Origin of the sequence: Microbacterium sp. SCN 69-37, assembly GCF_001724435.1 — a bacterium.
Taxonomy (GTDB): domain Bacteria; phylum Actinomycetota; class Actinomycetes; order Actinomycetales; family Microbacteriaceae; genus Microbacterium; species Microbacterium laevaniformans.
The window spans coordinates 14,397-33,312 of the sequence record NZ_MEEL01000037.1 but is presented as its reverse complement, the minus strand read 5'-3'; the positions used below and the strand labels follow the sequence as shown (position 1 = coordinate 33,312).

Sequence of the window (18,916 nt, the reverse complement as noted above, 5' to 3'; positions counted from 1 at the left end):
CTCGGCTGAGCGGAAGTGACAGGATTTGAACCTGCGAGGCGAGTTACCCCGCCTACATGGATTCCAGCCATGCTCCTTAGGCCGCTCGGACACACTTCCGTCGACGATCCTATCAGCCGCCGCGACGGCCGTTGTCGCTCACGCGGTCGCGAGAAGGTCCCCGGCGAGCAGCAGCTGCGGCACCTGCGTGAACCGCCACGCCCCGGCATCCGCGGGGCTCAGGCACCACACCAGGTCGAATCGATCCCCCGGCCACGCGGCGGGCGGGGGCGGGTCGATCGATCCGAGGTGGCTCAGGATGTCGGGGATCAGCTCGTGCTCCCACGCGACGAGCGTGCACCCCGTCGTCGTACGCAGCGCCGCGGCAAGCGCGGCCGTGTCGTCCTTCTTCCACGTCGTCTCCAGAGTGAGCCCCAGCCGCGCGGCCAACGGGGTCGAGAGCGTCAGCGCCGCCGCAGAACCCACGCCCGCGGTCAGGAGGGTCCGTCGCGAGAGTGCGTCGCGCGCCTGCCGACGTTCGTCCATGTGTTCCTTCTCCGATCGTGCTCGCCGATCGTCACACGCCGGTCCGCGCCAACTCCACGGACCGAGCAGGTTCATCGGGCGTGCTGGCGAAACGCCCAGCAGCCACACGGAACGCGGGGTCGCAAACGGCGCTCACGACGTCGCGCACACCGCAGATCGCGCCACCGTTCCGGGCCCGCGCCGCCGCGGGCACAGGGCGCCCGGCAGCCTAGATCGGCAGCGGTATTCGCCGGGTCTGGGCGCCCAGGTCCCACGGCTCGGTCCAGCCGAGCCGGTCGAACAGCGCGTCGATCACCATCGCGGTGAAACCCCAGACGAGATGACCCTGCACCTCGAAGGCGGGCCCGCGCCACGTCTGTCCGTCACGCTCGATGACGGTCACCCCGCGGTTGCGCGCATCGAGCAGGTCGGCGACCGGCGCGCGGAACACGGCGGCCGACTCGGCGTCGTCGACGACGCGAACGGGCGACGGATGCCGCCACCACCCCAGCACGGGAGTCACCAGGTGCCCGGAGAACTCCAACGGCACCGGCGGCAGCGCGCCCAGCACCTCGACGCCGGCCGGATCGAGCCCCGTCTCCTCCTCGGCTTCGCGCAGTGCGGCCGCGATGGGCCCGGCATCCGCGGGGTCGAGGCGTCCTCCGGGAAACGCAACCTGTCCCGGATGAGCGCGGAGCGTGGTCGCACGCTCCAGCAGCAGCACGTCGAGGTCGCGCGAGACCGCGGCATCCTGCGCCGCGTGTGCGCTCTGTACGTCATCGAGCACGCCGAACAGAATCAGCACCGCGGCGGCGCGCGGCGAGACGCCTGCGGGCAGGTGCCGCAGCGGGGCTGTCCAGTCCCGGCCATCGCGAGCCAGAGCGGTCAGCTCGGCGCGTGCCCCGACGACGGGAGCGGCGGAGTCGGAGGGCACCCGTTCAGGCTACGACGCGCCGACCGCTACGGCGACGCACGGAACTCACCCGAAGCGAAAGGAGGGGCCCGGTCAAGGAGAACGCCCTCGGTAGGGTGGTCTCTCGTGACCTCGCCTGCACCGCGGATCGGCATCGTCGTCACCGACGCCGCCTTCTACTCCGACGAAGACCCCGACCACGACACGCCGATCCTCCTCGACGCGCTCCGTGCTCGCGGCGCGGCGGCCGAGGCCGTCGTCTGGCACGACGCCACCGTCGATCTCGCCGCCTTCGATCTGCTCGCGGTCCGCTCTCCGTGGGACTACCCCGAGCGCCCCGATGAGTTCCAGGCGTGGCTCGAGCGCGCGGCGGCATCCACCCGCGTCGTCAACGCTCCGGCGACGATGCGCTGGAACCTCGACAAGCACTACCTCGCCGACCTCGAAGGCGCCGGCATCCGCGTGGTGCCGACCGCGTACGCGACGAGCGTCGATGACGTCCGCGCGGCGCTGGCCGCGCACGACCGCGTCGTCGTGAAGCCGGCGGTATCGGCGGGGGCGCGCGACACCGGCCTGTTCGACGCCGACGACGAGCGGGCGCTCGAGCTGGCGACACGGATCATCGAGGCCGGCGGCACCGCGATGATCCAGCCCGAGGTGCCCGAACTGTCCCGCGGGTGGGAGAAGGCGCTCTACCTGATCGACGGACGCTTCACGCACGCCACCTCCAAGGGTGCGCTGCTGGAGGTGGGCGGCGGACTCATCGGCGGCGTCTACGAGGAGCATCCCGAGCAGGTGCCCGCCTACGACGACGAGATCGCCTTCGCCACCGCCGTCGTGCAGGCCGTGCAGACGGTCACCGGCGGCCCGCTCCCCCTGTACGCCCGCGTCGACACGGTGCGCTCGCGCGCATACGGGCTGGCGCTGCTGGAGGTCGAACTCGTCGAGCCCGCCCTCAACCTGCACGTCGCGCCGCACGCCACCGATGCCGTGGTCGACGCGCTGCTCACCGCGGCAACGGGCTGAGCGCCCTAGCGGCGGCTACCGGCGCCGATTTCGCGGGCGCGGCATCACCGTCGCAGCCAGCGGGACGAGCGACGCGATCATCATCGCGACGCCGAAGACCTCGTCGGTCATTCGCAGCAGGATGCCGCCGATGAGCAGGATGCCGAAGACCACCGCAGCAAGGCCACGCTGAGCGATCCGCTCCAGGCGATCGAGTCGGCGTTCGAGGCGCGACATGTCGACCGACACCGTGCCCTCCTCGAAACCCGTGATGAGCCCGTCGAGGCGTCCGGGCAGACGCCACGCGGTCGTGGCGACCTCCGCGACCTGCGCGAGCGCGTCCTTCACGACGTTGCCGCCCTCATCACGCAGCACCTGACCGGCGAACGGCTCGATGCTCTCCCAGATGTTGTACTCGGGCTCCAGCGTGCTGCACACGCCCGAGGTGAGCGAGATGGCGCGCACGATCAGCAGGAAGTTCTCCGGCAGCTGGAACGGCAGGCTCCGCACGACATCGCCGAACTCCTCCGCGAAGTCGCGGAACTCGCGGGGATCGACCTCGCGCAGTTGCGCGAATCCCATGCCGCCGAAGCGAGCGAACAGTTTCGCGTAGGCACGCTCGAGCTCGCGGGTGTCGGCGCCGGGCAAGAGCGCGCCGACATCGAGAATGCCCTGCACCAGTCTCTTGCTGTCGCGAGCCGCGACGGCCAGCAGCACGGTACGAAGCCCTGAGCGCAGCCGGTCGTCGACGATGCCCATCATGCCGAAGTCGATGAAGGTCAGTGTCCACGCCGGCGCCGCGGCATCCGCGCCGGCGGGGCGGGGCGTCACGAAGACGTTGCCCGGGTGCGGATCGGCGTGGAAGAAACCCGTGCGGAACAGCTGCGTGAACATGGTCGTCGCGAAGACCTCGGCCACCTCCACGGGATCGATGCCGGCCGCGCGCAGGCCCGCGACGTCGGAGATCTTGATCGCCGTCACATCCTGCAGCGTCAGAACCTTGCGCGTCGAGCGCTCCCAGACGACCTCCGGCACGGCGACGGCGGGGTCATCCGCCACGTCCGCGCCGAATCGCTCGGCGTTCTGCGCTTCGTGCAGGTAGTCGATCTCCTCGCGCGATGTCGCGGCGAACTCCTCGGCCAGCGCGGGCGCATCGACGCGGTCCGAGACGAGCCGCACGCGACTCAGCCACCCTGCGACTCGGCGCAGCGCCGCCAGGTCGACGTCGACGATCTCGTCGATCCCCGGGCGCTGCACCTTCACGACGACGGCGCCGAATCCGCTCAGCGTCGCATCTGCCGGCGTCAGTCGGGCGCGGTGCGCCTGCCCCAGGGATGCCGCGGCCACAGGAGTCTCGTCGAACCAGGCATACGCGCGCTCCAGCGGCATCCCGAGCTGCGCCTCGGCGGCGGCGCGGATATCGGCGAAGGGCACGGGCGGCACCTCGTCCTGCAGCCCCTCGAGTTCCTTCGTGATCTCCGGCGGCAGCACGTCCAGACGCGACGACATGAACTGGCCGACCTTGATCATGAGACCGCCGAGGTCGACGGCGAGCGCGTGGAAGCGGCGGGCGACGCGCTGCATCCGCGCGCTGCGCGAGCGCGCGGCGGGGCGCGCGAGGCCCACGCGCGGCAGGAACAGGTCGTACCACCAGGTCTGCGCCAGCGACAGTGCGGCGAAGCGGAGGATGCGCCGGTACCGCGCGCGTGAGCCGGACTGCACCGCCGATCAGCCCTGTGCGAGCAGCGCGTACACGCGGCGACGGGCCTCGTCGAGGATCTCGACGGCGCCCTGCACCTGCTCGGGCGTGCCGGTGCGCCCCACCTGCCCGACCGCCTGCGCGAGCGCGAAGCCGGCCTTCGGCAGCGCGCTCATGCGGCCGCCGTCGCGCTGACCCGGTGTCTCCCAGGGCGCCGGACGGTCCGCGGAGGCTTCTGCCTCGGCGCGACCGGCGTCGGTGAGCGCATACGTCTTTCGGCCGTTCGCCTCCTCGGCGACGATCAGGCCCTCGTCGGCGAGCATCTGCAGCGTCGGGTACACCGAGCCGGCGCTGGGCTTCCAGGCGCCGTCGCTGCGCTGCTCGATCTCCTGGATGATCTGGTAGCCGTGCATCGGCTGCTCGGCGAGCAGGGCCAGCACCGCGGCGCGTACGTCGCCGCGTCCCATGCGGGATCCGGTGCGCTGCTCGAAGGATGCGCGGAGATTCTCCATCGCGTCCCACATGCCAGCCGACCCGGCCGCGAAGGGGCCGGAGCCGAACCCCCGTCCGCCGAAGCCCGGACCGGAGAATGAACCGTTCATGATGCCTCCCGAAATCGCGCCGACCACTCGGCGATAGTGAACGATATATCGTTCACCTGTGTTCGCGCCGTGAGTTCGTGCGTCCTCAGCCGAGGAACTCGGCCGGGTCGAACTCCTCGATGGGGATGACGCGCACGCGCGGCAGTTGGGCGTCGAAGGCGTGCACGTCGTACTCGAGATCGAAGAACTCGATGCCGGGAACGGCGGCGAACTCGCTGCTGCGGAACTCGTGGAACCCGATCAGCCCGACGCGGCGGTCATCGTCGACGAGGGTTGCGAGGTCGTCGACGAAGTCGCGGTCGTGACTGACGAGGACGACGTCGCCGCTGCGATCCTCGAGAGCCCGGAGCGTCCGCTGGATGGCGAGGTCGACGACCTTCGCATCGGCCGGACCCGACAGCGGCACCGGGGTGTAGCCGAGCGCCAGCAGCGCCTGCACGAACGGCATGGGCAGATGCGTCGACGCGTTGAGGAAGAAGAGGCCGCGTACCGGCTGCTGCCAGCGCTCCTCGATGAAGCTCAGCAGGCGATCCCACCGGGGGCGCTCGTCGGGCTGCGGGCGACGGCCCAGGATCGATCCGCCGAGCGTGGCATCGATGTTCTCGCCGTCGACGAGGATCCAGCTGGTGCGATCCGTCACGTTGCCTCCCTCGGCATCCGCGCGCACCCACCCGGGCCGCGCCCTTCGACGCTAGCAGGGGCGCGCTGACTCACCCGTCGCTACGGGCGAACAGCCGCCGCAGCACGAAGAAGACGATCACCGCGACGACCAGCACCACGACGAGCTTCGCCACGAACCACAGCACGCTGAAGATCACGTTGACGATCACCCAGGCGATCGCGATCGCCACGATCACGCCGACGACGCTCCAGAGAGTGCTCCTGCTCATGCGTCCAGCGTAGGGGCGCCCGCGCAGATGCCGCCCCTCAGCCGGCCGCCAGCGCGTGCGCGATCGGCGTCGAACCGGCGTTGAAGCTCACGGTGCGCCCCCGCGTCGCGGGCTCGTCGACCGTGGCCGCGAGCACCGCGGCGACGTCGGCGCGCGACACCGACGTGCCCGACGGGGCAGTGGTCTCGATCATCCCGGTGGGGTCATCGTCGGTCAGGGTCGACGGAGCGAGGATCGTGTACTCGACGCCGCTGGCGCGCAGATGCGCATCCGCGGCGGCCTTCGCCTCGGCGTAGGCGAAGAAGCCGTTGTCGGGGTCGACGCCGTGGTCGGGCCCGGCACCGAAGTACGACACCATGACGAACCTGTCGACGTTCGCCGTCGCGGCGGCGTCGATCGTGCGGATCGCCGCGTCGCGGTCGACGGCGTACGTGCGTGCCGCATCGCCGCCGCCGGCACCCGCCGACCAGACGACGACGTCGAAACCGCGGACGAGGTCGGTCAGCTGCGCGAGGTCGAGACTCGCGACGTCGGCCACGACGGGATGCGCACCCGCCGTCGTCACGTCATCGACGTGGTCCGCGGTGCGGATGACCGCGCTGACCTCGTGGCCGGCCCGAGCGAGCAGCGGCTCGGCCTTCAGCGCCACCTTGCCGTGTCCGCCGATGATGAGGATGCGTGCCATGGCTCCAGCGTACGCGGCGCCGCCTACGCTGGAACCATGACCGCCACGACTGCCCTCGTCCTCGTCGCCAACGCTGCAGACGGCTCCCTCTCGACCTTCCGTCTCACCGACGGCGCACTGGAGCGCATCGCCGTGACCGACGGACTGACGGGGTGCTCCACGTTCGCCGTGGATGCCGCGCGCGACCTCGTCTACGCGGCGGTCAAGGGCGATCCCGCCGGCATCGTCACCCTCTCGCTCGATCGCACGAGCGGTGAGCTCACCCCCCTCTCGCGCCGCGATCTGCCCGCCGGCGGCATGAACTACCTCGCCCTCACGCGAGATGGATCGGCACTGCTGGGAGCGAGCTACGGCGGCGGCTACGGCATCCTCTCCCCCGTCACCGACGGCACCGTCGGCGAGCCGGTGTCGGAGATCTCCTACCCGAATCTGCACTCCGTGCTGCCCAGCGCCGACGGCCGTTTCGCCTACTTCGTCTCGCTCGGGGCCGACCTCGTCGCCCAGTACGCGATCGCCGACGAGCTCGCCCTCGTCCCGCTGGAGCCCGCGACCGCGGCGGCTCCCGCCGGCAGCGGACCGCGCCATCTGCTGGTGAACGACACGCAGGATGCCGTCTACGTCATGACCGAGTTCTCCGGCGAGGTGCTGCATTACGCCCGCGATACGGCGACCGGCACGCTGGAGCTGGTGGGCGCGGCATCCGCCTTCGACCGTTCGAAGGGTCTCGGCCACGGCGAGTTCGGCGCCGATCCCCTCGCCCATCACTTCATCTGGGGCGCCGACCTGCACGCCGGCGCGGACGGCCGCGTGCTGTGGGCGTCGGAGCGCACCGAGAGCACGCTCGCCGCGGTTCCGGTGGCCGCCGACGGCACCGTCTCGGATGCCGCGACCTTCACCGTCACCGAGCAGCAGCCCCGCGGCTTCGCCACGAGCGCCGACGGCCGCTACCTCGTGGCCGCCGGCGAGAAGTCGACGACGGTCTCGCTGTATGCCGTCGACGGCGAGCGCCTGGAACTGCTGCAGCGCGCCGAGACCGGCAACGGCGCCAACTGGGTGCGCTTCATCGACTGACGCCCCGTCGTCCGTCCCGCCTCGCCGCATTCGCCGACCGATGACGACCAGAGCGGACGGATGAACCGCCTCAGAGGCCGACCATCTCCGCGCTGCGCTCCCACAGGCGCGCGGCGATGACCGGATCGGCGGCGACCGGCGAGGTGCGCGCCAGGCGGTTGGCGACGTAGTAGCCGCCGTGCTCCCAGTCCAGACCCGGCTTGCCCAGCGCGAGCCAGGCCAGCCGCGCCCCGCCGACATCGGTCGAGGTCAGCAGCCGGCTGGTCACGGGATTGGTGTACATGAAGCGCCACGGTCCCTTGGCCGTAGCCGCGAAGCTGCTGCCGATCACGCCCGGGTGGAATGCGGCCGCCGCCACACCGTCGTCGCCCCAGCGCCGCTCGATCTCCTTCGTGAACAGGATGTTCGCGAGCTTCGCGTTGCCGTATGCCGAGCTCGCAGAATATCGCCGCTCGGCGTTGAGGTCGTCGATGTCGAAGCGCGAGAAACGTCGCGCGGCGACGCTCGAGGTCTGGATGACCGCGGCTCCCGCGTCGACGAGGCGATCGCGCAGCAGATTGGTGAGCAGGAAGGCCGCCAGATGGTTCGTCTGGAAGGTCGCCTCGAATCCGTCGACCGTGACGGTGCGATCGCCGAAGATGCCGCCCGCGTTGTTCGCGAGCACGTCGATGCGCGGATAGCTCGCCCGCAGTTCATCGGCGAGCGCGCGCACCTGCGCGAGGACGGCGAAGTCGGCGACGTGGAACGGCATGCCGATCCCCTCGGCCACCTGCCGGGTCCGCCGCGGGTCGCGCCCGACAACCACCACTCGCTGCCCGGCCAGGGCGAGCTGTCGGGCCGCGGCGGCACCGATACCGCTGCTGGCTCCCGTGATCACGATCGTGCGGGGCTCGTTCTCGGTCATCCCGGGAGTCTACGTCCGCCGACGAAGGGTCCTGCCGGGCCGCCCCCTGCACGAGCGCGACCCGAGAGGAGTGCAGGGATCAGGGCGAGGGGATGCCGCCCTTGACGTTCGGCGTCTCGCCGATGACATGGGCCGGACGCGCGACCGACGCCGCGGCGTGTCTCGTCGCAGAGATCGGCGCGGAGGGGGGCCGGATCGCTGAACGTGCACTGGTCGCGGGTCATCCCGGCAGTCTCGGGGACGAGGCGCCGCCGCACAGGTGGATTGACAGCGCTGTCGAGCAGTGTTAGCGGACGCGGGCGCGTTCGTCCGTCCCGTCGCGTCGCCATGCCTCGTCCGCAGCGACATCTGCGGCCGGATGAGCGGGAACGGCGCGGTGACGGCGCCCGATCGCGATGTTCACGACGCCCAGCGACAACACGACCGCCGCAGCCGCCGCGGGCACGGCCATCGCGACGCCCAGCGAGACCTCTTCGGCGATCCAGCCGGTCGCCGCCGCGGCGAGCGCCTGTGCGAGCGTGAGGGCGGAGCTGAGCAGCGTCATGGTCGTCGCCGATCGTCCGCGGGGAGCGCGCTCACCTGCGAGGGAGAACAGCGTGACGAGAGTCGGCCCGACGCCGAGCCCCATGACGAGCAGCCAGCCGGCGACCACACCGAGGCTCGACGATGTCGCATACCCGACGGATGCCACCGTCAGCACTCCCGCGAAGACGAGCCAGCGGTGGCGCAGGGCGAAGCGCGCGGGCAGCAGCACGACGCCGAGGGCGAGCACCGCGGAGCCGATACCCATGAGCCCGTAGAGCAGGCCCGCCTGCGCCTCGTCGCCCGCAGCCCGCGCGAAGGCCGTCAGTGACGTCAGCGCCGCGCCGAAGAACATTCCCACCCCGAACGTCGCCGCCACCAGCACGAGCATCGAGGGCGTCAGCACCGCGCGGAATGCGGCGCGCTCCGCGGCGGTTCCGGCGCGACTCTGCAGCAGGCGCGCGGTGGGGTGCAGCGCGAACGCGAGCACGAAGCCGAAGCTGAGCGCTGCGGCTACCGCGATCGGAGCCCACGGTGCGATGAGGGCTGCGAGGATGCCGACCAGGAACGGGCCGATGACGAAGGCCGTCTCGTCGGCAGCCGACTCGTACGACATCAGCCGCGAGGTCGTCTTCGTGCGCCGCTCGGGAGCGATGCGCGCGGCGACGATGGCCAGCAGCCGGCTGCGCGACATGGCCGCCGCCTGCGGTCCGGTCAGTCCGATCGCCAGAGCAGCGGCGAGGATCACCCCCGGGGGCGTGTCTGCGGTCGCGACCAGCGGGAACAGCGCGAGCAGGATGCCGTTGGCGAGCCCCACCGGGACGAGCACGCGCCGCTGTCCGTGTCTGTCCACGAGATCGCCCATGATGGGGCCCGCGATGACGACGCCGATGCCGACGGCGGCCGAGGTGAGCCCGCCGAAGCCGACCGAATCGGTCGCGTGGACGACGAGCATGAGCACGCCGACGGTCATCATCGCAAAGGGCAGACGTGCAACGAATGCGATCGGCCAGTAGGCCCATCCGGTGTGCGCGATCAGCGATGAACGACCGCTGACGGTCGTGGGGTGGTGCACGGGGTTCCTCCGGGACATGGGCTCGTTGTTCACGTGCCGCCTTGCCCTCCGAACGAATCCGGGGCCGGGTGCCGTCCGCGACGTCGCGGTCGGATGGCTGGGTGGAGCAGGTAGATGCACTTCGCGCTCCGCGAGGGAGCACGACTCTCGAGTGTACCGGATGGATATCTCTGGTGGTCTGACCACACTGCAAATCGGAGTAGCATCGAACAGTCCCCGACCGCCAGCGACAACGGCGCCGCATCCTCACAGATGGGCACCGCATGTCATTCGCCACCTCCTCACTGCCGATTCCGGTCACTGCGGCCACCCGTCGCACACACCTGACGCCATGGGTACGGGTGAGCGCCGCCGTCTTCGCCGTCGCGTGGGGCGGCAATGAGTTCACCCCCCTGCTGGTCACATACCGGTTGGAGCAGCACCTCAGCGCTCCGACCGTCAACCTCCTCCTCGGCGCGTATGTCCTCGGCATCGTGCCGGCCCTGCTCATCGGCGGCCCGCTCTCCGATCGGTTCGGCCGCCGGGCTCTCGCCCTGCCCGCACCGCTCCTCGCCCTCACCGGGTCTGCGGTGCTCGCCGCCGGCGGCGGATCGGCCGCGCAACTCTTCACAGGCCGGGTCTTCTCGGGCCTCGCGCTCGGTCTCGTGATGGCCGTGGGCACGGCCTGGATCAAAGAGCTCTCGACGGCCCCGTTCGACACCGGCGCCGACGCCGGCGCCGGTGCGCGCCGCGCAGCGCTGGTGCTGACGGTCGGGTTCGCCCTGGGAGCCGCGGTGGCAGCCGCCATCGCGCAATCGGGGACGGCTCCGGAAGTGCTGCCGTATCTCGTCAACGTCCTGCTGTGCGCGCTCGCTCTCGCGCTCATGTGGTCGGCCCCCGAGACGCGCACGCGCAGCGCGCACCCGGGTCGACTGCGCGACGACCTCCGCATCCCGGCGGCGACTCACCGCCGCTTCGTGTTCGTCGTCGCCCCGCTCGCCCCGTGGGTGTTCGGCACGGCGGCGAGCGCCTATGCGATCCTGCCCGTGCTCTTCTCCGCCCAGGTGCCCGGCTTCGAAGTCGGGTTCGCGGGTCTGCTGTGTCTCATCGCGCTCGGATGCGGTGTGGCAGCCCAGAGCCTCGTGCGGCGCATCGATCGGGCCGGCAGCGCGCGGACGATCGTCGCCTCATTCGCGGCGACGACGACCGGGCTGGCCCTGGCGGCGGGAGCCGCGGTGAGCATGTCGCTGCCCGTCGCGATCATCGCCGCCGCAGCCCTCGGCACGGCCTACGGATTCCTGCTGGTGACCGGACTGCAGGAGGTGCAGCGCATCGCCGGCCCCGACGATCTGGCAGGTCTGACCGCCGTCTACTACTCGCTCAGCTACCTCGGCTTCTTCGTGCCCGCCGTCCTCGCCTCGCTCAGCCCGATGATCGGCTATCCGCTGCTGTTCGGCGCGGGCGCCCTGTTCGCCCTCGTCAACCTGCTGGCGACGTCCGCCGCACACCGCCGCTACTGAGGTCGACGGCGCTCAGGAGGAGAAGAACGCCTCCGCCGCGCGGGTGAGCGCAACCAGGTCGGCCGTGCCGGCGAGTTCGCGGGCGGAGTGCATCGAGAGGATGGGAATGCCGACGTCGACGGTGCGGATGCCCAGACGCGTCGCCGTGATGGGGCCGATCGTCGACCCGCACGGCACGGCGTTGTTCGAGACGAACTCCTGCGAGAGCACCCCCGCCGCGTCGCACCAGCCGTGCCAGGCGGCCGCGCCGGCGGCATCCGTCGCGTAGCGCTGATTCGCGTTGATCTTCAGGATCGGACCGCTGCCGAGGACGGGCTGGACGACGGGGTCGTGCTTGTCGGGATAGTTCGGGTGCACGGAGTGACCGACGTCGCTGGAGACGCACCAGGATGCCGCGAGCGCGCGCAACTGCTCATCCCGGTCGGCCCCGAGCCCGCGCTGCACCCGCTCGATCACGTCCGACAGGAACGGGCCGGCGGCGCCGGAGCGCGTCGCCGAGCCGACTTCCTCGTGGTCGAAGACCGCGAGCATCGGGATGTGCGCGGTGTCGGACGGCGCGGCGACGAGGGCGGTGACGCCGGCGTGCACCGACGCGAGGTCATCGAGACGGCCGCTGGCGAAGAAGACGTCGTCCTTGCCGAAGACAGCGCCGCGCGCGGCATCGGCGGTCACGATGTCGTAGCCACGGATGCGCCCGGCGTCGATGCCGGCGGCGGCCGCGAGCTCACCGAGCAGGTCGGCCGACGCGGCGTCGCCGAGCCCCCAGACGGGCTGGGTCTGGGTCTGCTTGTGCAGAGCGAGGTGGTCGTTGGCCTCACGGTCGAGGTGGATCGCGAGCTGCGGCAGACGCAGCAACGGCCCGGTTGCGGTCAACACGGCGGAGCCGTCATCGAGTACCAGACGCCCGGCGAGGCGCAGCTCGCGATCGAGCCAGGAGTTCAGCAGCGGGCCGCCGTAGATCTCGACTCCCGCCTGCAGCCAGCCGAAGCGACCGGTGGTCGGCTTCGGCTTGAGCTTCAGCGCCGGGGAGTCGCTGTGGGCGCCGAAGACGTGGATGCCGGTGCGCGCATCGGCCGCACGCGGCACCACCCAGGCGATGACGGCGCCGTCGCGCACGACGACGTACCGCCCGCCCGCAGCGAGCGACCACCCCTCTTCCTCGACGATCGAGGTGAACCCGGCATCCTCGAGGCGGCGCGCGACCTCCGCAGCCGCGTGGAAGCTCGAAGGAGACGCGGCGACGAAATCGGCGAGATCGTCGGCGTGGGCACGGACGGCAGCGGAGGCGGGCATCTTCTCAGCGTAGTTCGGCGCCTGTGCTCACGCCGCGCGGCGCCGCGTCAGCGCGCGCTGCACGAACAGGGCGATCAGGCGCCACCCCAGCAGGAACACCGCCAGCACGATGCCCGCGACGATGACGAAGGAGACGGCGATACCCTGACTCGACACCACACGCAGCAGCATGCCGCCGGCGAGGGTGACGGCCCACACCGGCAGACCCGTGCGCGCCACCACACGCGGCGCCCTCCAGGCCCGCGCGACCAGCCAGCCGAGCACCAGAGCCGCCAGGAACGGCCACGCCGTGATCGCAAGCCCCGTCCACACGTCGGAATCGTGGCTGGCTCGACCCACGGCCGCGAAGGTGACGACCAGCGCGGCGTCGAGGACGAAGGAGAGGAGAACGGAGGCGGATCGCGACATTCCTCCATCCTCCTCCTGTCGCACGGCGGTCTCGGGCAGCGCGTGGGAATGCCGGCGCGGACACCGGGCGTTGCCACCGATATGACAACAGTGGGAATCATCGGAGCAGGACACATCGGCAGCGCACTCGCGCAGGGCCTCGTCGCTCGCGGCTACGAGGTGGTCATCAGCAACTCGCGAGGACCCGAGACCCTTGCGGACCTCGTCGCCCGGCTCGGTGCGACGGCGCGCGCAGCGACCCCCGCCGAAGCCGCGGAGGCGGCGGACTGGGCGATCGTCACCGTGCCGCTGAAGGCGATCGACGACATCCCGGCCGCCGCCTTGGCCGGCAAGATCGTCCTCGACACGAACAACTACTACTGGGAGCGCGACGGGCACATCGCCGCACTCGACGACAATCAGACGACCACGACGCAGATGGTGCAGGACCACCTCGCCGGCGCGCACGTCGTGAAGGCGTTCAACCACATCCCCGCCGCCGCCATCCTCACCGACGGCGCCGCGGCCGGCACCCCGGGTCGCCGGGCTCTCGCCATCGCGAGCGACCATGCGGATGCCGCAGCCCTCGCGATCGCCGTCTACGACGAGTTCGGCTTCGACACGGTCGACATCGGATCGGTCGCCGAGAGCTGGCGCGTCGAGCGCGACCAGCCCGCGTACGTCGTCCGCCAGGACGCCGACGAGCTGCGCGCGAACCTGGCCCGCGCGACGCGCTGAGGCACGTCCTCAGCGCGCGACGATCTCGTCCGCGTTGTCGGCGATCCAGGCCATCAGCGGCAGCACTCGCTGTATGAGCTCGTCTCCGCGAGCAGTGAGGGCATATTCGACGCGCGGCGGCACCTCGGGGTAGGCGGTACGAACGACCAGCCCGTCGGCCTCGAGGGTGCGCAGCGTCGAGGCGAGCATCTTCTCGCTGATGCCATCGACCGCTCGCCGCAGCTGACCCCACCGGGCCGTGCCCTCGCTGAGCGCCAGCAGCACGAGGATGCCCCACTTGCTCATCACGTGATCCAGCACGGTGCGAGTGGGGCAGTTCTCGGTGAAGACCTGGTCGTGCTGGGTCCGGATTTCCGCGAGACTTACCGCCATGTAGGTACCTTACCGAAAAGTGGGTACCCGATCTCTGGAATGCATGGGATGCCGGGCACGGTTCTTCTCCCCGGACCCCAACGAAAGGACCTCCCATGACCATCCTCGTCACCGGTGCCAGCGGGCACCTCGGCCACCTCGCCGTCGACGCACTGCTGTCTCGCGGCGCCACGGCATCCGACATCGTCGCCGGCGCGCGCACCCTCTCCGCGATCGACGACCTCGCCGCACGCGGCGTGCGCACCGTGCACCTGGACTACAACGACCCCGCCACGATCACGGCGGCTCTCGACGGCGTCGACACCGTGCTGCTGATCTCCGGATCGGAGGCAGGCCGCCGCTACGCCGGTCACAAGAACGTCATCGACGCGGCGTTCGCCGCCGGCATCTCGAAGTTCGTCTACACGAGCGTGTCGAAGGCCACGAGCTTCGACTGGCCGCTGGGCGCCGAGCACAAGGCCACCGAGGAGGCACTCGCCGCGAGCGGGCTGCCCACCGTGATCCTGCGCAACGACTGGTACACCGAGAACTACGCCGGCGACGTGCAGCGTGCTGCCGCGTCCGGGGTCATCGCAGCCTCGGTCGCCGAGGGCCGGGTCGCCCCCGCCGCCCGCGCCGACTACGCCGAAGCCGCCGCGGTCGTGCTCCTGGAAGACGGACACATCGGTCGGATCTACGAGCTCGCCGGCGATGCGAGCCTCGGCTACGCCGACCTCGCTGCCGCCGCGGGCGAGGCCCTCGGACGGGACGTCGCCTATGTGCCGGTCTCGCGTGAGGACTTCGTCGCCGCGCTGCAGGGCTCGGGTCTCGACGCCGGGACCGCCGAGTTCGTGGCCAGCATGGAGGACGGCATCCGCGGCGGTGTCCTCGCCGACACCGACGGCACCCTGTCGCGCCTCATCGGCCGCCCGACGACCCCGGTCGTCGACACGTTCCGCGCCGCGCTGGCGGGCTGAATCGGAGGCTCGAGGCGATCGGCCGCGCTCAGACCGGGCGCCCGATCGCCTCGAGCCACCGCAGCCACACCTCGCTGAGGGTGGGGTAGGCCGGCACGGCATGCCACAGCCGGGCCAGCGGCACCTCGCCGACGATCGCGATCGTGGCGGCCTGCAGAAGCTCCGCCATGTCGGCCCCGACGAAGGTCGCGCCCACGAGCACGTCGCGGTCGGTGTCGACCACCGCCCGCGCCTGCCCGCGATAGTGGGCGGCGCGGGTACTCGCTCCCGCGATGTTCGCGAGGTCGTAATCGACGACCCGCACCGCGAGCCCCTCCTTCTGCGCCTGCGCGGCCGTCATACCGACGGCGGCGACCTCGGGCGAGGTGAACACCACCTGGGGGACGGCGACATGATCGGCCGTCGCGACGTGCGTACCCCACGGCTGATCGTCGACCGCGGCCCCCCGCGCCCGTGCCGCGATGACGTCACCGGCCGCCCGCGCCTGGTACTTGCCCTGATGCGTGAGCAGTGCCCGGTGGTTGACGTCGCCGACGGCGTACAGCCAGTCGCTGCCGTGGACTCGCATCGTGTCGTCGACGTCGAGCCACGAGCCGGGCTCGAGGCCTGAGGTCTCCAGCCCGACGTCGCCCGTCCGCGGCACGCGTCCGGTCGCGACGAGGATCTCGGATGCCGTGACCGCTCCGTCTGCGAGCGTCACCGTGACGGTGCCGGTGCCGGCATCCCGCGACACCGCCTGGATCTCGGCGCCGGTGCGCACCTCGACACCGGCCGAGCGCAGATCTGCGGTCACGGCATCGCCGGCGAAGGGCTCCATCCCCCTCAGCAGGCCGGAGCGGGCGAGGACGGTGACGGCGCAGCCGAACGACGCGTAGGCGGTCGCCATCTCACAGGCGACGACGCCGCCGCCGAGGATGACCAGCGACGCGGGCACCTGCTGTGCGCCCGTCGCTTCGCGCGAGGTCCACGGATCGACATCGGCAAGCCCGGGAATGTCCGGCAGCAGCGCCGCCGATCCGGTGCAGACGGCGACGGCGTGGCGGGCGCGCAGGACGACGGCATCCGTCCCGCCCCGGCGCACCGTGACCTCGCGCTGCGCGCTCAGGCGCCCGTGGCCGCGAACGAGAGCGATGCCGGCGCCGTCGAGCCACTCGACCTGACCGGAGTCGTTCCAGTCATGCACGATCTCGTCGCGCCGGCGAAGCACGGCCGCCACGTCGACGGGTCCCGACGGCGCAGCGGACAGGGCGCCCGGGGCATCAGCGGCGTCGGCGCGGGCCGCGCCCGCCCGCAGCAGCACCTTGGACGGCATGCACGCCCAATAGCTGCACTCACCCCCCACGAGCTCGGACTCGACGATCGCGACCGTCAGCCCTCCCTGCACGGCACGGTCGGCGACGTTCTCGCCCACCGGCCCGGCACCGATCACGATGAGGTCGTACTCTGCGGATTCCATCCCCCACGCATATCCGACTGTGACGCCAGATTCCAGCCCCTGTCACGGTGTCGGAGGGATGTGGTTGGGTGGATCATCCGAACCGGAGGACGTATGGCGATCGAGTTCCGCTCCGTCACGAAGCGCTTCGCTGACGGCACCACCGCTGTGGACGAGTTCAGCCTCGTCCTCCCCGCCCACAAGACCACCGTGTTCGTGGGCTCCTCGGGCTGCGGCAAGACGACGCTGCTGCGGATGATCAATCGGCTCATCGAGCCGACCAGCGGCGAGATCACGATCGACGGAGAGCCGATCCGCGATCGGAATCCCGTTCAGTTGCGCCGCGGCATCGGCTATGTGCTGCAGAACGCGGGACTGCTTCCGCATTTCAGCGTCGTCGACAACGTCGCCACGGTTCCGATCCTCAACGGCACGCCGAAGAAACAGGCGCGAGAGCGTGCCCTCGAGCTGCTGGACATCGTCGGTCTCGATCGGTCTCTGGCCGATCGCTACCCCCGTCAGCTCTCCGGCGGACAGCAGCAACGCGTCGGCGTCGCCCGCGGCCTCGCCGCCGACCCCAACATCCTGCTGATGGACGAGCCGTTCGGCGCCGTCGATCCGATCGTCCGCAAGGAACTGCAGGCCGAGACCATCCGCCTGCAGCGCGACCTCGACAAGACGGTCGTCTTCGTCACCCACGACATCGACGAGGCCTTCCTGCTGGGCGACCAGGTCGTCATCCTCGAAAAGGGCGCCCACATCGCCCAGGTCGGCACCCCCGACGAGATCATCGCCGCGCCTGCCAGCGAGTTCGTCGCCGAATTCGTCGGCGTCGAGCGGGGCTCACGCGCCCTCACCGCGAAGAAGACCGCGCACGGCACCGTGCTCGTGGATGCCGCGGGTCGCGCGCAGGGCGTGCTGGTCGACGGAGCGCCATGAACTGGGTCGTCAACAACCTCGATCTGATCGGCGGGCTGACCCTCGCGCATCTGCGCCAGAGCGCGATCGCGATCGTCGCGGCCTTCGTCATCGCGCTTCCCCTCGGCTGGGTCGCGTGGCGCTACACGGCCTTGCGGGGCTCGGTGCTCACCACGATCGGCCTGCTGTACACGATCCCTTCGCTGGGGCTGTTCGCGCTGCTGTGGGCGGTCTTCGGAATCCCCTACCTGTCGGAGAACAACCTCATCATCGCGCTGACCGTCTACGGCGTCGCGATCATGACACGCTCCGTCACCGATGGCCTCGACTCCGTCGACGCCGCCACCCGCGACGCCGCCATCGCCGTCGGCTACGGGCCCTGGCGACGGTTCTGGACCGTCGACCTGCCGCTGGCGGGACCGGTACTGCTCGCGGGTCTGCGCGTCACCGCCACCTCCACGATCGCGCTGGCGACGGTCGGCATCCTCATCGGCGTCGAGAACCTCGGGTACCTGTTCACCAACGGCCTGCAGCGGCGGATCATCCCCGAGGTGCTCGCGGGCGTGGTGATCGTGGTGCTGATCGCCCTCCTCTTCGACCTGTTGCTCGTCCTGGCGGGCCGCCTGCTCATGCCCTGGGCGCCGCGCCGCGACGGCAGTCGGGCCGAGCGTCGCGCGCTGCGGCGCTTCGCGTCGGAGGGGGTCGCATGAACCTCTTCGTCGACGCCTTCGCGTGGATCTTCTCCCCCGACCGCCTCACCGGCTCGCTTCCCCTGCCCGAGGCGATCGCTCAGCATCTCGCGTTCACCTTCGGCTCGGTGCTCCTCGCCGCGCTCATCGCCATTCCGGCCGGCTGGGCGATCGGCCACACCGGACGCGGACGGGAGTTCGCCGTCGCCCTGTCCGGAGCGGCGCGCGCGATCCCGACGCTCGGTCTGGTCGTGCTGCTGTATCTGCTGGTGGGCGTCGTCTACAAGAGCCAGGCCGCCGTCGTGGCCTTCGTCATCCTGGCGATCCCCTCCATCCTCGCCGGCGCCTACGCGGGCTTCGAAGCGATCGACCGCTCCACGATCTCCGCGGCGCGCGCGGTCGGCATGACCGGCCGCCAGATCCTGTGGAAGGTCGAGGTCCCGCTCGGGCTGCCGCTGCTGATCGGCGGCATCCGTTCCGCGACCCTCCAGGTCGTCGCCACCGTGACGATCGCCACCTACGTGGGCCTCGGGGGGCTCGGCTTCTACATCATCCAGGGCATCCAGCTGCGCGACACCGCGCAGATCCTCGGCGCCTCGCTCCTCGTCGTCGCGCTCGCGCTCGTGCTCGACGGCGTCTTCGCGCTGCTGCAGCGCATCGTCGTGCCCCGCGGCGTCGCCGGGCGCTCCGCCCGGCCGCGGGCGGCGACCCGGGCTGCCACGGCATCCTGACTTCCTCTCCACAGCACCCAACGAAAGG

21 protein-coding genes and 1 tRNA gene are annotated in these 18,916 nt (G+C 71.0%); 8 read left to right on the top strand and 14 right to left on the bottom strand.

Going from position 1 to position 18,916, the window contains the following annotated elements:
- Positions 1 to 10: 10 nt before the first annotated feature.
- The 3 genes from ABS64_RS11430 to ABS64_RS11420 form a co-directional block, all read right to left on the bottom strand.
- Positions 11 to 99, bottom strand: a tRNA-Ser gene (locus ABS64_RS11430).
- Positions 100 to 138: 39 nt separating this feature from the next.
- Positions 139 to 525, bottom strand: a complete 387-nt coding sequence (locus ABS64_RS11425; protein ID WP_292683670.1) for a hypothetical protein — start codon at positions 523 to 525, stop codon at positions 139 to 141.
- A 208-nt stretch (positions 526 to 733) separates the two neighbouring features.
- Positions 734 to 1,438, bottom strand: coding sequence for a CoA pyrophosphatase (locus ABS64_RS11420; RefSeq protein ID WP_292683668.1), 705 nt, complete (start codon positions 1,436 to 1,438; stop codon positions 734 to 736).
- 105 nt (positions 1,439 to 1,543) lie between these two features.
- Here ABS64_RS11420 and ABS64_RS11415 point away from each other — a divergent pair, with 105 nt between their 5' ends.
- Entirely contained in the window at positions 1,544 to 2,443 is a 900-nt protein-coding gene (locus tag ABS64_RS11415) for a hypothetical protein (protein ID WP_292683666.1), read from the top strand.
- Positions 2,444 to 2,458: 15 nt separating this feature from the next.
- On the opposite strand, the gene ABS64_RS11410 is transcribed toward ABS64_RS11415, so the two are convergent.
- The 5 genes from ABS64_RS11410 to ABS64_RS11390 form a co-directional block, all read right to left on the bottom strand.
- On the bottom strand, positions 2,459 to 4,144 hold the full coding sequence (locus ABS64_RS11410; RefSeq protein WP_292683663.1) for an AarF/UbiB family protein: 1,686 nt from the start codon (positions 4,142 to 4,144) through the stop codon (positions 2,459 to 2,461).
- A gap of 6 nt (positions 4,145 to 4,150) precedes the next feature.
- Positions 4,151 to 4,723: a PadR family transcriptional regulator gene (locus ABS64_RS11405; protein WP_292683661.1), complete on the bottom strand. Its 573-nt coding sequence runs from the start codon at positions 4,721 to 4,723 to the stop codon at positions 4,151 to 4,153.
- 85 nt (positions 4,724 to 4,808) lie between these two features.
- Positions 4,809 to 5,363, bottom strand: coding sequence for an NYN domain-containing protein (locus ABS64_RS11400; RefSeq protein WP_005051328.1), 555 nt, complete (start codon positions 5,361 to 5,363; stop codon positions 4,809 to 4,811).
- 70 nt (positions 5,364 to 5,433) lie between these two features.
- Positions 5,434 to 5,613: a hypothetical protein gene (locus ABS64_RS11395; RefSeq protein WP_292683658.1), complete on the bottom strand. Its 180-nt coding sequence runs from the start codon at positions 5,611 to 5,613 to the stop codon at positions 5,434 to 5,436.
- Positions 5,614 to 5,650: 37 nt separating this feature from the next.
- Entirely contained in the window at positions 5,651 to 6,298 is a 648-nt protein-coding gene (locus ABS64_RS11390; protein ID WP_292683657.1) for an NAD(P)H-binding protein, read from the bottom strand.
- Positions 6,299 to 6,334: 36 nt separating this feature from the next.
- On the opposite strand from ABS64_RS11390, the gene ABS64_RS11385 reads away from it, so the two are divergent.
- Positions 6,335 to 7,369, top strand: coding sequence for a beta-propeller fold lactonase family protein (locus ABS64_RS11385; RefSeq protein WP_363331286.1), 1,035 nt, complete (start codon positions 6,335 to 6,337; stop codon positions 7,367 to 7,369).
- A 70-nt stretch (positions 7,370 to 7,439) separates the two neighbouring features.
- Here ABS64_RS11385 and ABS64_RS11380 read toward each other — a convergent pair whose 3' ends face one another.
- Positions 7,440 to 8,273 carry an SDR family NAD(P)-dependent oxidoreductase gene (locus tag ABS64_RS11380; RefSeq protein ID WP_061682691.1) on the bottom strand — a complete coding sequence of 278 codons (834 nt, stop codon included), beginning with the start codon at positions 8,271 to 8,273 and terminating at the stop codon, positions 7,440 to 7,442.
- A gap of 286 nt (positions 8,274 to 8,559) precedes the next feature.
- Positions 8,560 to 9,870, bottom strand: coding sequence for an MFS transporter (locus ABS64_RS11375; RefSeq protein ID WP_292683652.1), 1,311 nt, complete (start codon positions 9,868 to 9,870; stop codon positions 8,560 to 8,562).
- Between the two features lie 263 nt (positions 9,871 to 10,133).
- On the opposite strand from ABS64_RS11375, the gene ABS64_RS11370 reads away from it, so the two are divergent.
- On the top strand, positions 10,134 to 11,369 hold the full coding sequence (locus ABS64_RS11370; RefSeq protein ID WP_292683650.1) for an MFS transporter: 1,236 nt from the start codon (positions 10,134 to 10,136) through the stop codon (positions 11,367 to 11,369).
- 12 nt (positions 11,370 to 11,381) lie between these two features.
- Here ABS64_RS11370 and ABS64_RS11365 read toward each other — a convergent pair whose 3' ends face one another.
- Positions 11,382 to 12,662: a M18 family aminopeptidase gene (locus tag ABS64_RS11365; RefSeq protein WP_292683648.1), complete on the bottom strand. Its 1,281-nt coding sequence runs from the start codon at positions 12,660 to 12,662 to the stop codon at positions 11,382 to 11,384.
- Between the two features lie 27 nt (positions 12,663 to 12,689).
- Positions 12,690 to 13,070: a DUF3054 domain-containing protein gene (locus ABS64_RS11360; RefSeq protein WP_292683646.1), complete on the bottom strand. Its 381-nt coding sequence runs from the start codon at positions 13,068 to 13,070 to the stop codon at positions 12,690 to 12,692.
- A 48-nt stretch (positions 13,071 to 13,118) separates the two neighbouring features.
- On the opposite strand from ABS64_RS11360, the gene ABS64_RS11355 reads away from it, so the two are divergent.
- Entirely contained in the window at positions 13,119 to 13,787 is a 669-nt protein-coding gene (locus tag ABS64_RS11355) for an NAD(P)-binding domain-containing protein (RefSeq protein WP_292683644.1), read from the top strand.
- Between the two features lie 9 nt (positions 13,788 to 13,796).
- Here ABS64_RS11355 and ABS64_RS11350 read toward each other — a convergent pair whose 3' ends face one another.
- On the bottom strand, positions 13,797 to 14,159 hold the full coding sequence (locus tag ABS64_RS11350; RefSeq protein ID WP_292683642.1) for a helix-turn-helix domain-containing protein: 363 nt from the start codon (positions 14,157 to 14,159) through the stop codon (positions 13,797 to 13,799).
- Between the two features lie 95 nt (positions 14,160 to 14,254).
- Between ABS64_RS11350 and ABS64_RS11345 the strand changes: the two genes are divergently transcribed.
- Positions 14,255 to 15,115 (top strand): NAD(P)H-binding protein, encoded by an 861-nt coding sequence (locus ABS64_RS11345; RefSeq protein WP_292683640.1) that lies wholly within the window; start codon positions 14,255 to 14,257, stop codon positions 15,113 to 15,115.
- Between the two features lie 28 nt (positions 15,116 to 15,143).
- Here the strand turns inward: ABS64_RS11345 and ABS64_RS11340 are convergent, their stop codons facing one another.
- On the bottom strand, positions 15,144 to 16,571 hold the full coding sequence (locus tag ABS64_RS11340; RefSeq protein ID WP_292683639.1) for an NAD(P)/FAD-dependent oxidoreductase: 1,428 nt from the start codon (positions 16,569 to 16,571) through the stop codon (positions 15,144 to 15,146).
- Between the two features lie 93 nt (positions 16,572 to 16,664).
- Here ABS64_RS11340 and ABS64_RS11335 point away from each other — a divergent pair, with 93 nt between their 5' ends.
- The 3 genes from ABS64_RS11335 to ABS64_RS11325 are packed head-to-tail and all read left to right on the top strand — an operon-like array spanning position 16,665 to position 18,888.
- Complete coding sequence (locus ABS64_RS11335) at positions 16,665 to 17,489, top strand: ATP-binding cassette domain-containing protein (protein ID WP_204947617.1); 825 nt, start codon at positions 16,665 to 16,667, stop codon at positions 17,487 to 17,489.
- Positions 17,486 to 18,178 carry an ABC transporter permease gene (locus tag ABS64_RS11330; protein ID WP_292683636.1) on the top strand — a complete coding sequence of 231 codons (693 nt, stop codon included), beginning with the start codon at positions 17,486 to 17,488 and terminating at the stop codon, positions 18,176 to 18,178. The genes ABS64_RS11335 and ABS64_RS11330 overlap by 4 nt, the downstream gene beginning before the upstream one ends.
- Positions 18,175 to 18,888, top strand: coding sequence for an ABC transporter permease (locus ABS64_RS11325; RefSeq protein WP_016464418.1), 714 nt, complete (start codon positions 18,175 to 18,177; stop codon positions 18,886 to 18,888). The genes ABS64_RS11330 and ABS64_RS11325 overlap by 4 nt, the downstream gene beginning before the upstream one ends.
- Positions 18,889 to 18,916 lie beyond the last annotated feature (28 nt).

What these genes read in the sequence shown, in the direction of transcription:
- ABS64_RS11425 (WP_292683670.1), bottom strand. Translation starts at nt 525, where the DNA reads ATGGACGAACGTCGGCAGGCGCGCGACGCACTCTCGCGACGGACCCTC.
- ABS64_RS11405 (WP_292683661.1), bottom strand. Translation starts at nt 4,723, where the DNA reads ATGAACGGTTCATTCTCCGGTCCGGGCTTCGGCGGACGGGGGTTCGGC.
- ABS64_RS11395 (WP_292683658.1), bottom strand. Translation starts at nt 5,613, where the DNA reads ATGAGCAGGAGCACTCTCTGGAGCGTCGTCGGCGTGATCGTGGCGATC.
- ABS64_RS11390 (WP_292683657.1), bottom strand. Translation starts at nt 6,298, where the DNA reads ATGGCACGCATCCTCATCATCGGCGGACACGGCAAGGTGGCGCTGAAG.
- ABS64_RS11385 (WP_363331286.1), top strand. Translation starts at nt 6,335, where the DNA reads ATGACCGCCACGACTGCCCTCGTCCTCGTCGCCAACGCTGCAGACGGC.
- ABS64_RS11380 (WP_061682691.1), bottom strand. Translation starts at nt 8,273, where the DNA reads ATGACCGAGAACGAGCCCCGCACGATCGTGATCACGGGAGCCAGCAGC.
- ABS64_RS11370 (WP_292683650.1), top strand. Translation starts at nt 10,134, where the DNA reads ATGTCATTCGCCACCTCCTCACTGCCGATTCCGGTCACTGCGGCCACC.
- ABS64_RS11365 (WP_292683648.1), bottom strand. Translation starts at nt 12,662, where the DNA reads ATGCCCGCCTCCGCTGCCGTCCGTGCCCACGCCGACGATCTCGCCGAT.
- ABS64_RS11360 (WP_292683646.1), bottom strand. Translation starts at nt 13,070, where the DNA reads ATGTCGCGATCCGCCTCCGTTCTCCTCTCCTTCGTCCTCGACGCCGCG.
- ABS64_RS11355 (WP_292683644.1), top strand. Translation starts at nt 13,119, where the DNA reads ATGCCGGCGCGGACACCGGGCGTTGCCACCGATATGACAACAGTGGGA.
- ABS64_RS11350 (WP_292683642.1), bottom strand. Translation starts at nt 14,159, where the DNA reads ATGGCGGTAAGTCTCGCGGAAATCCGGACCCAGCACGACCAGGTCTTC.
- ABS64_RS11345 (WP_292683640.1), top strand. Translation starts at nt 14,255, where the DNA reads ATGACCATCCTCGTCACCGGTGCCAGCGGGCACCTCGGCCACCTCGCC.
- ABS64_RS11340 (WP_292683639.1), bottom strand. Translation starts at nt 16,571, where the DNA reads ATGGAATCCGCAGAGTACGACCTCATCGTGATCGGTGCCGGGCCGGTG.
- ABS64_RS11335 (WP_204947617.1), top strand. Translation starts at nt 16,665, where the DNA reads ATGGCGATCGAGTTCCGCTCCGTCACGAAGCGCTTCGCTGACGGCACC.
- ABS64_RS11330 (WP_292683636.1), top strand. Translation starts at nt 17,486, where the DNA reads ATGAACTGGGTCGTCAACAACCTCGATCTGATCGGCGGGCTGACCCTC.
- ABS64_RS11325 (WP_016464418.1), top strand. Translation starts at nt 18,175, where the DNA reads ATGAACCTCTTCGTCGACGCCTTCGCGTGGATCTTCTCCCCCGACCGC.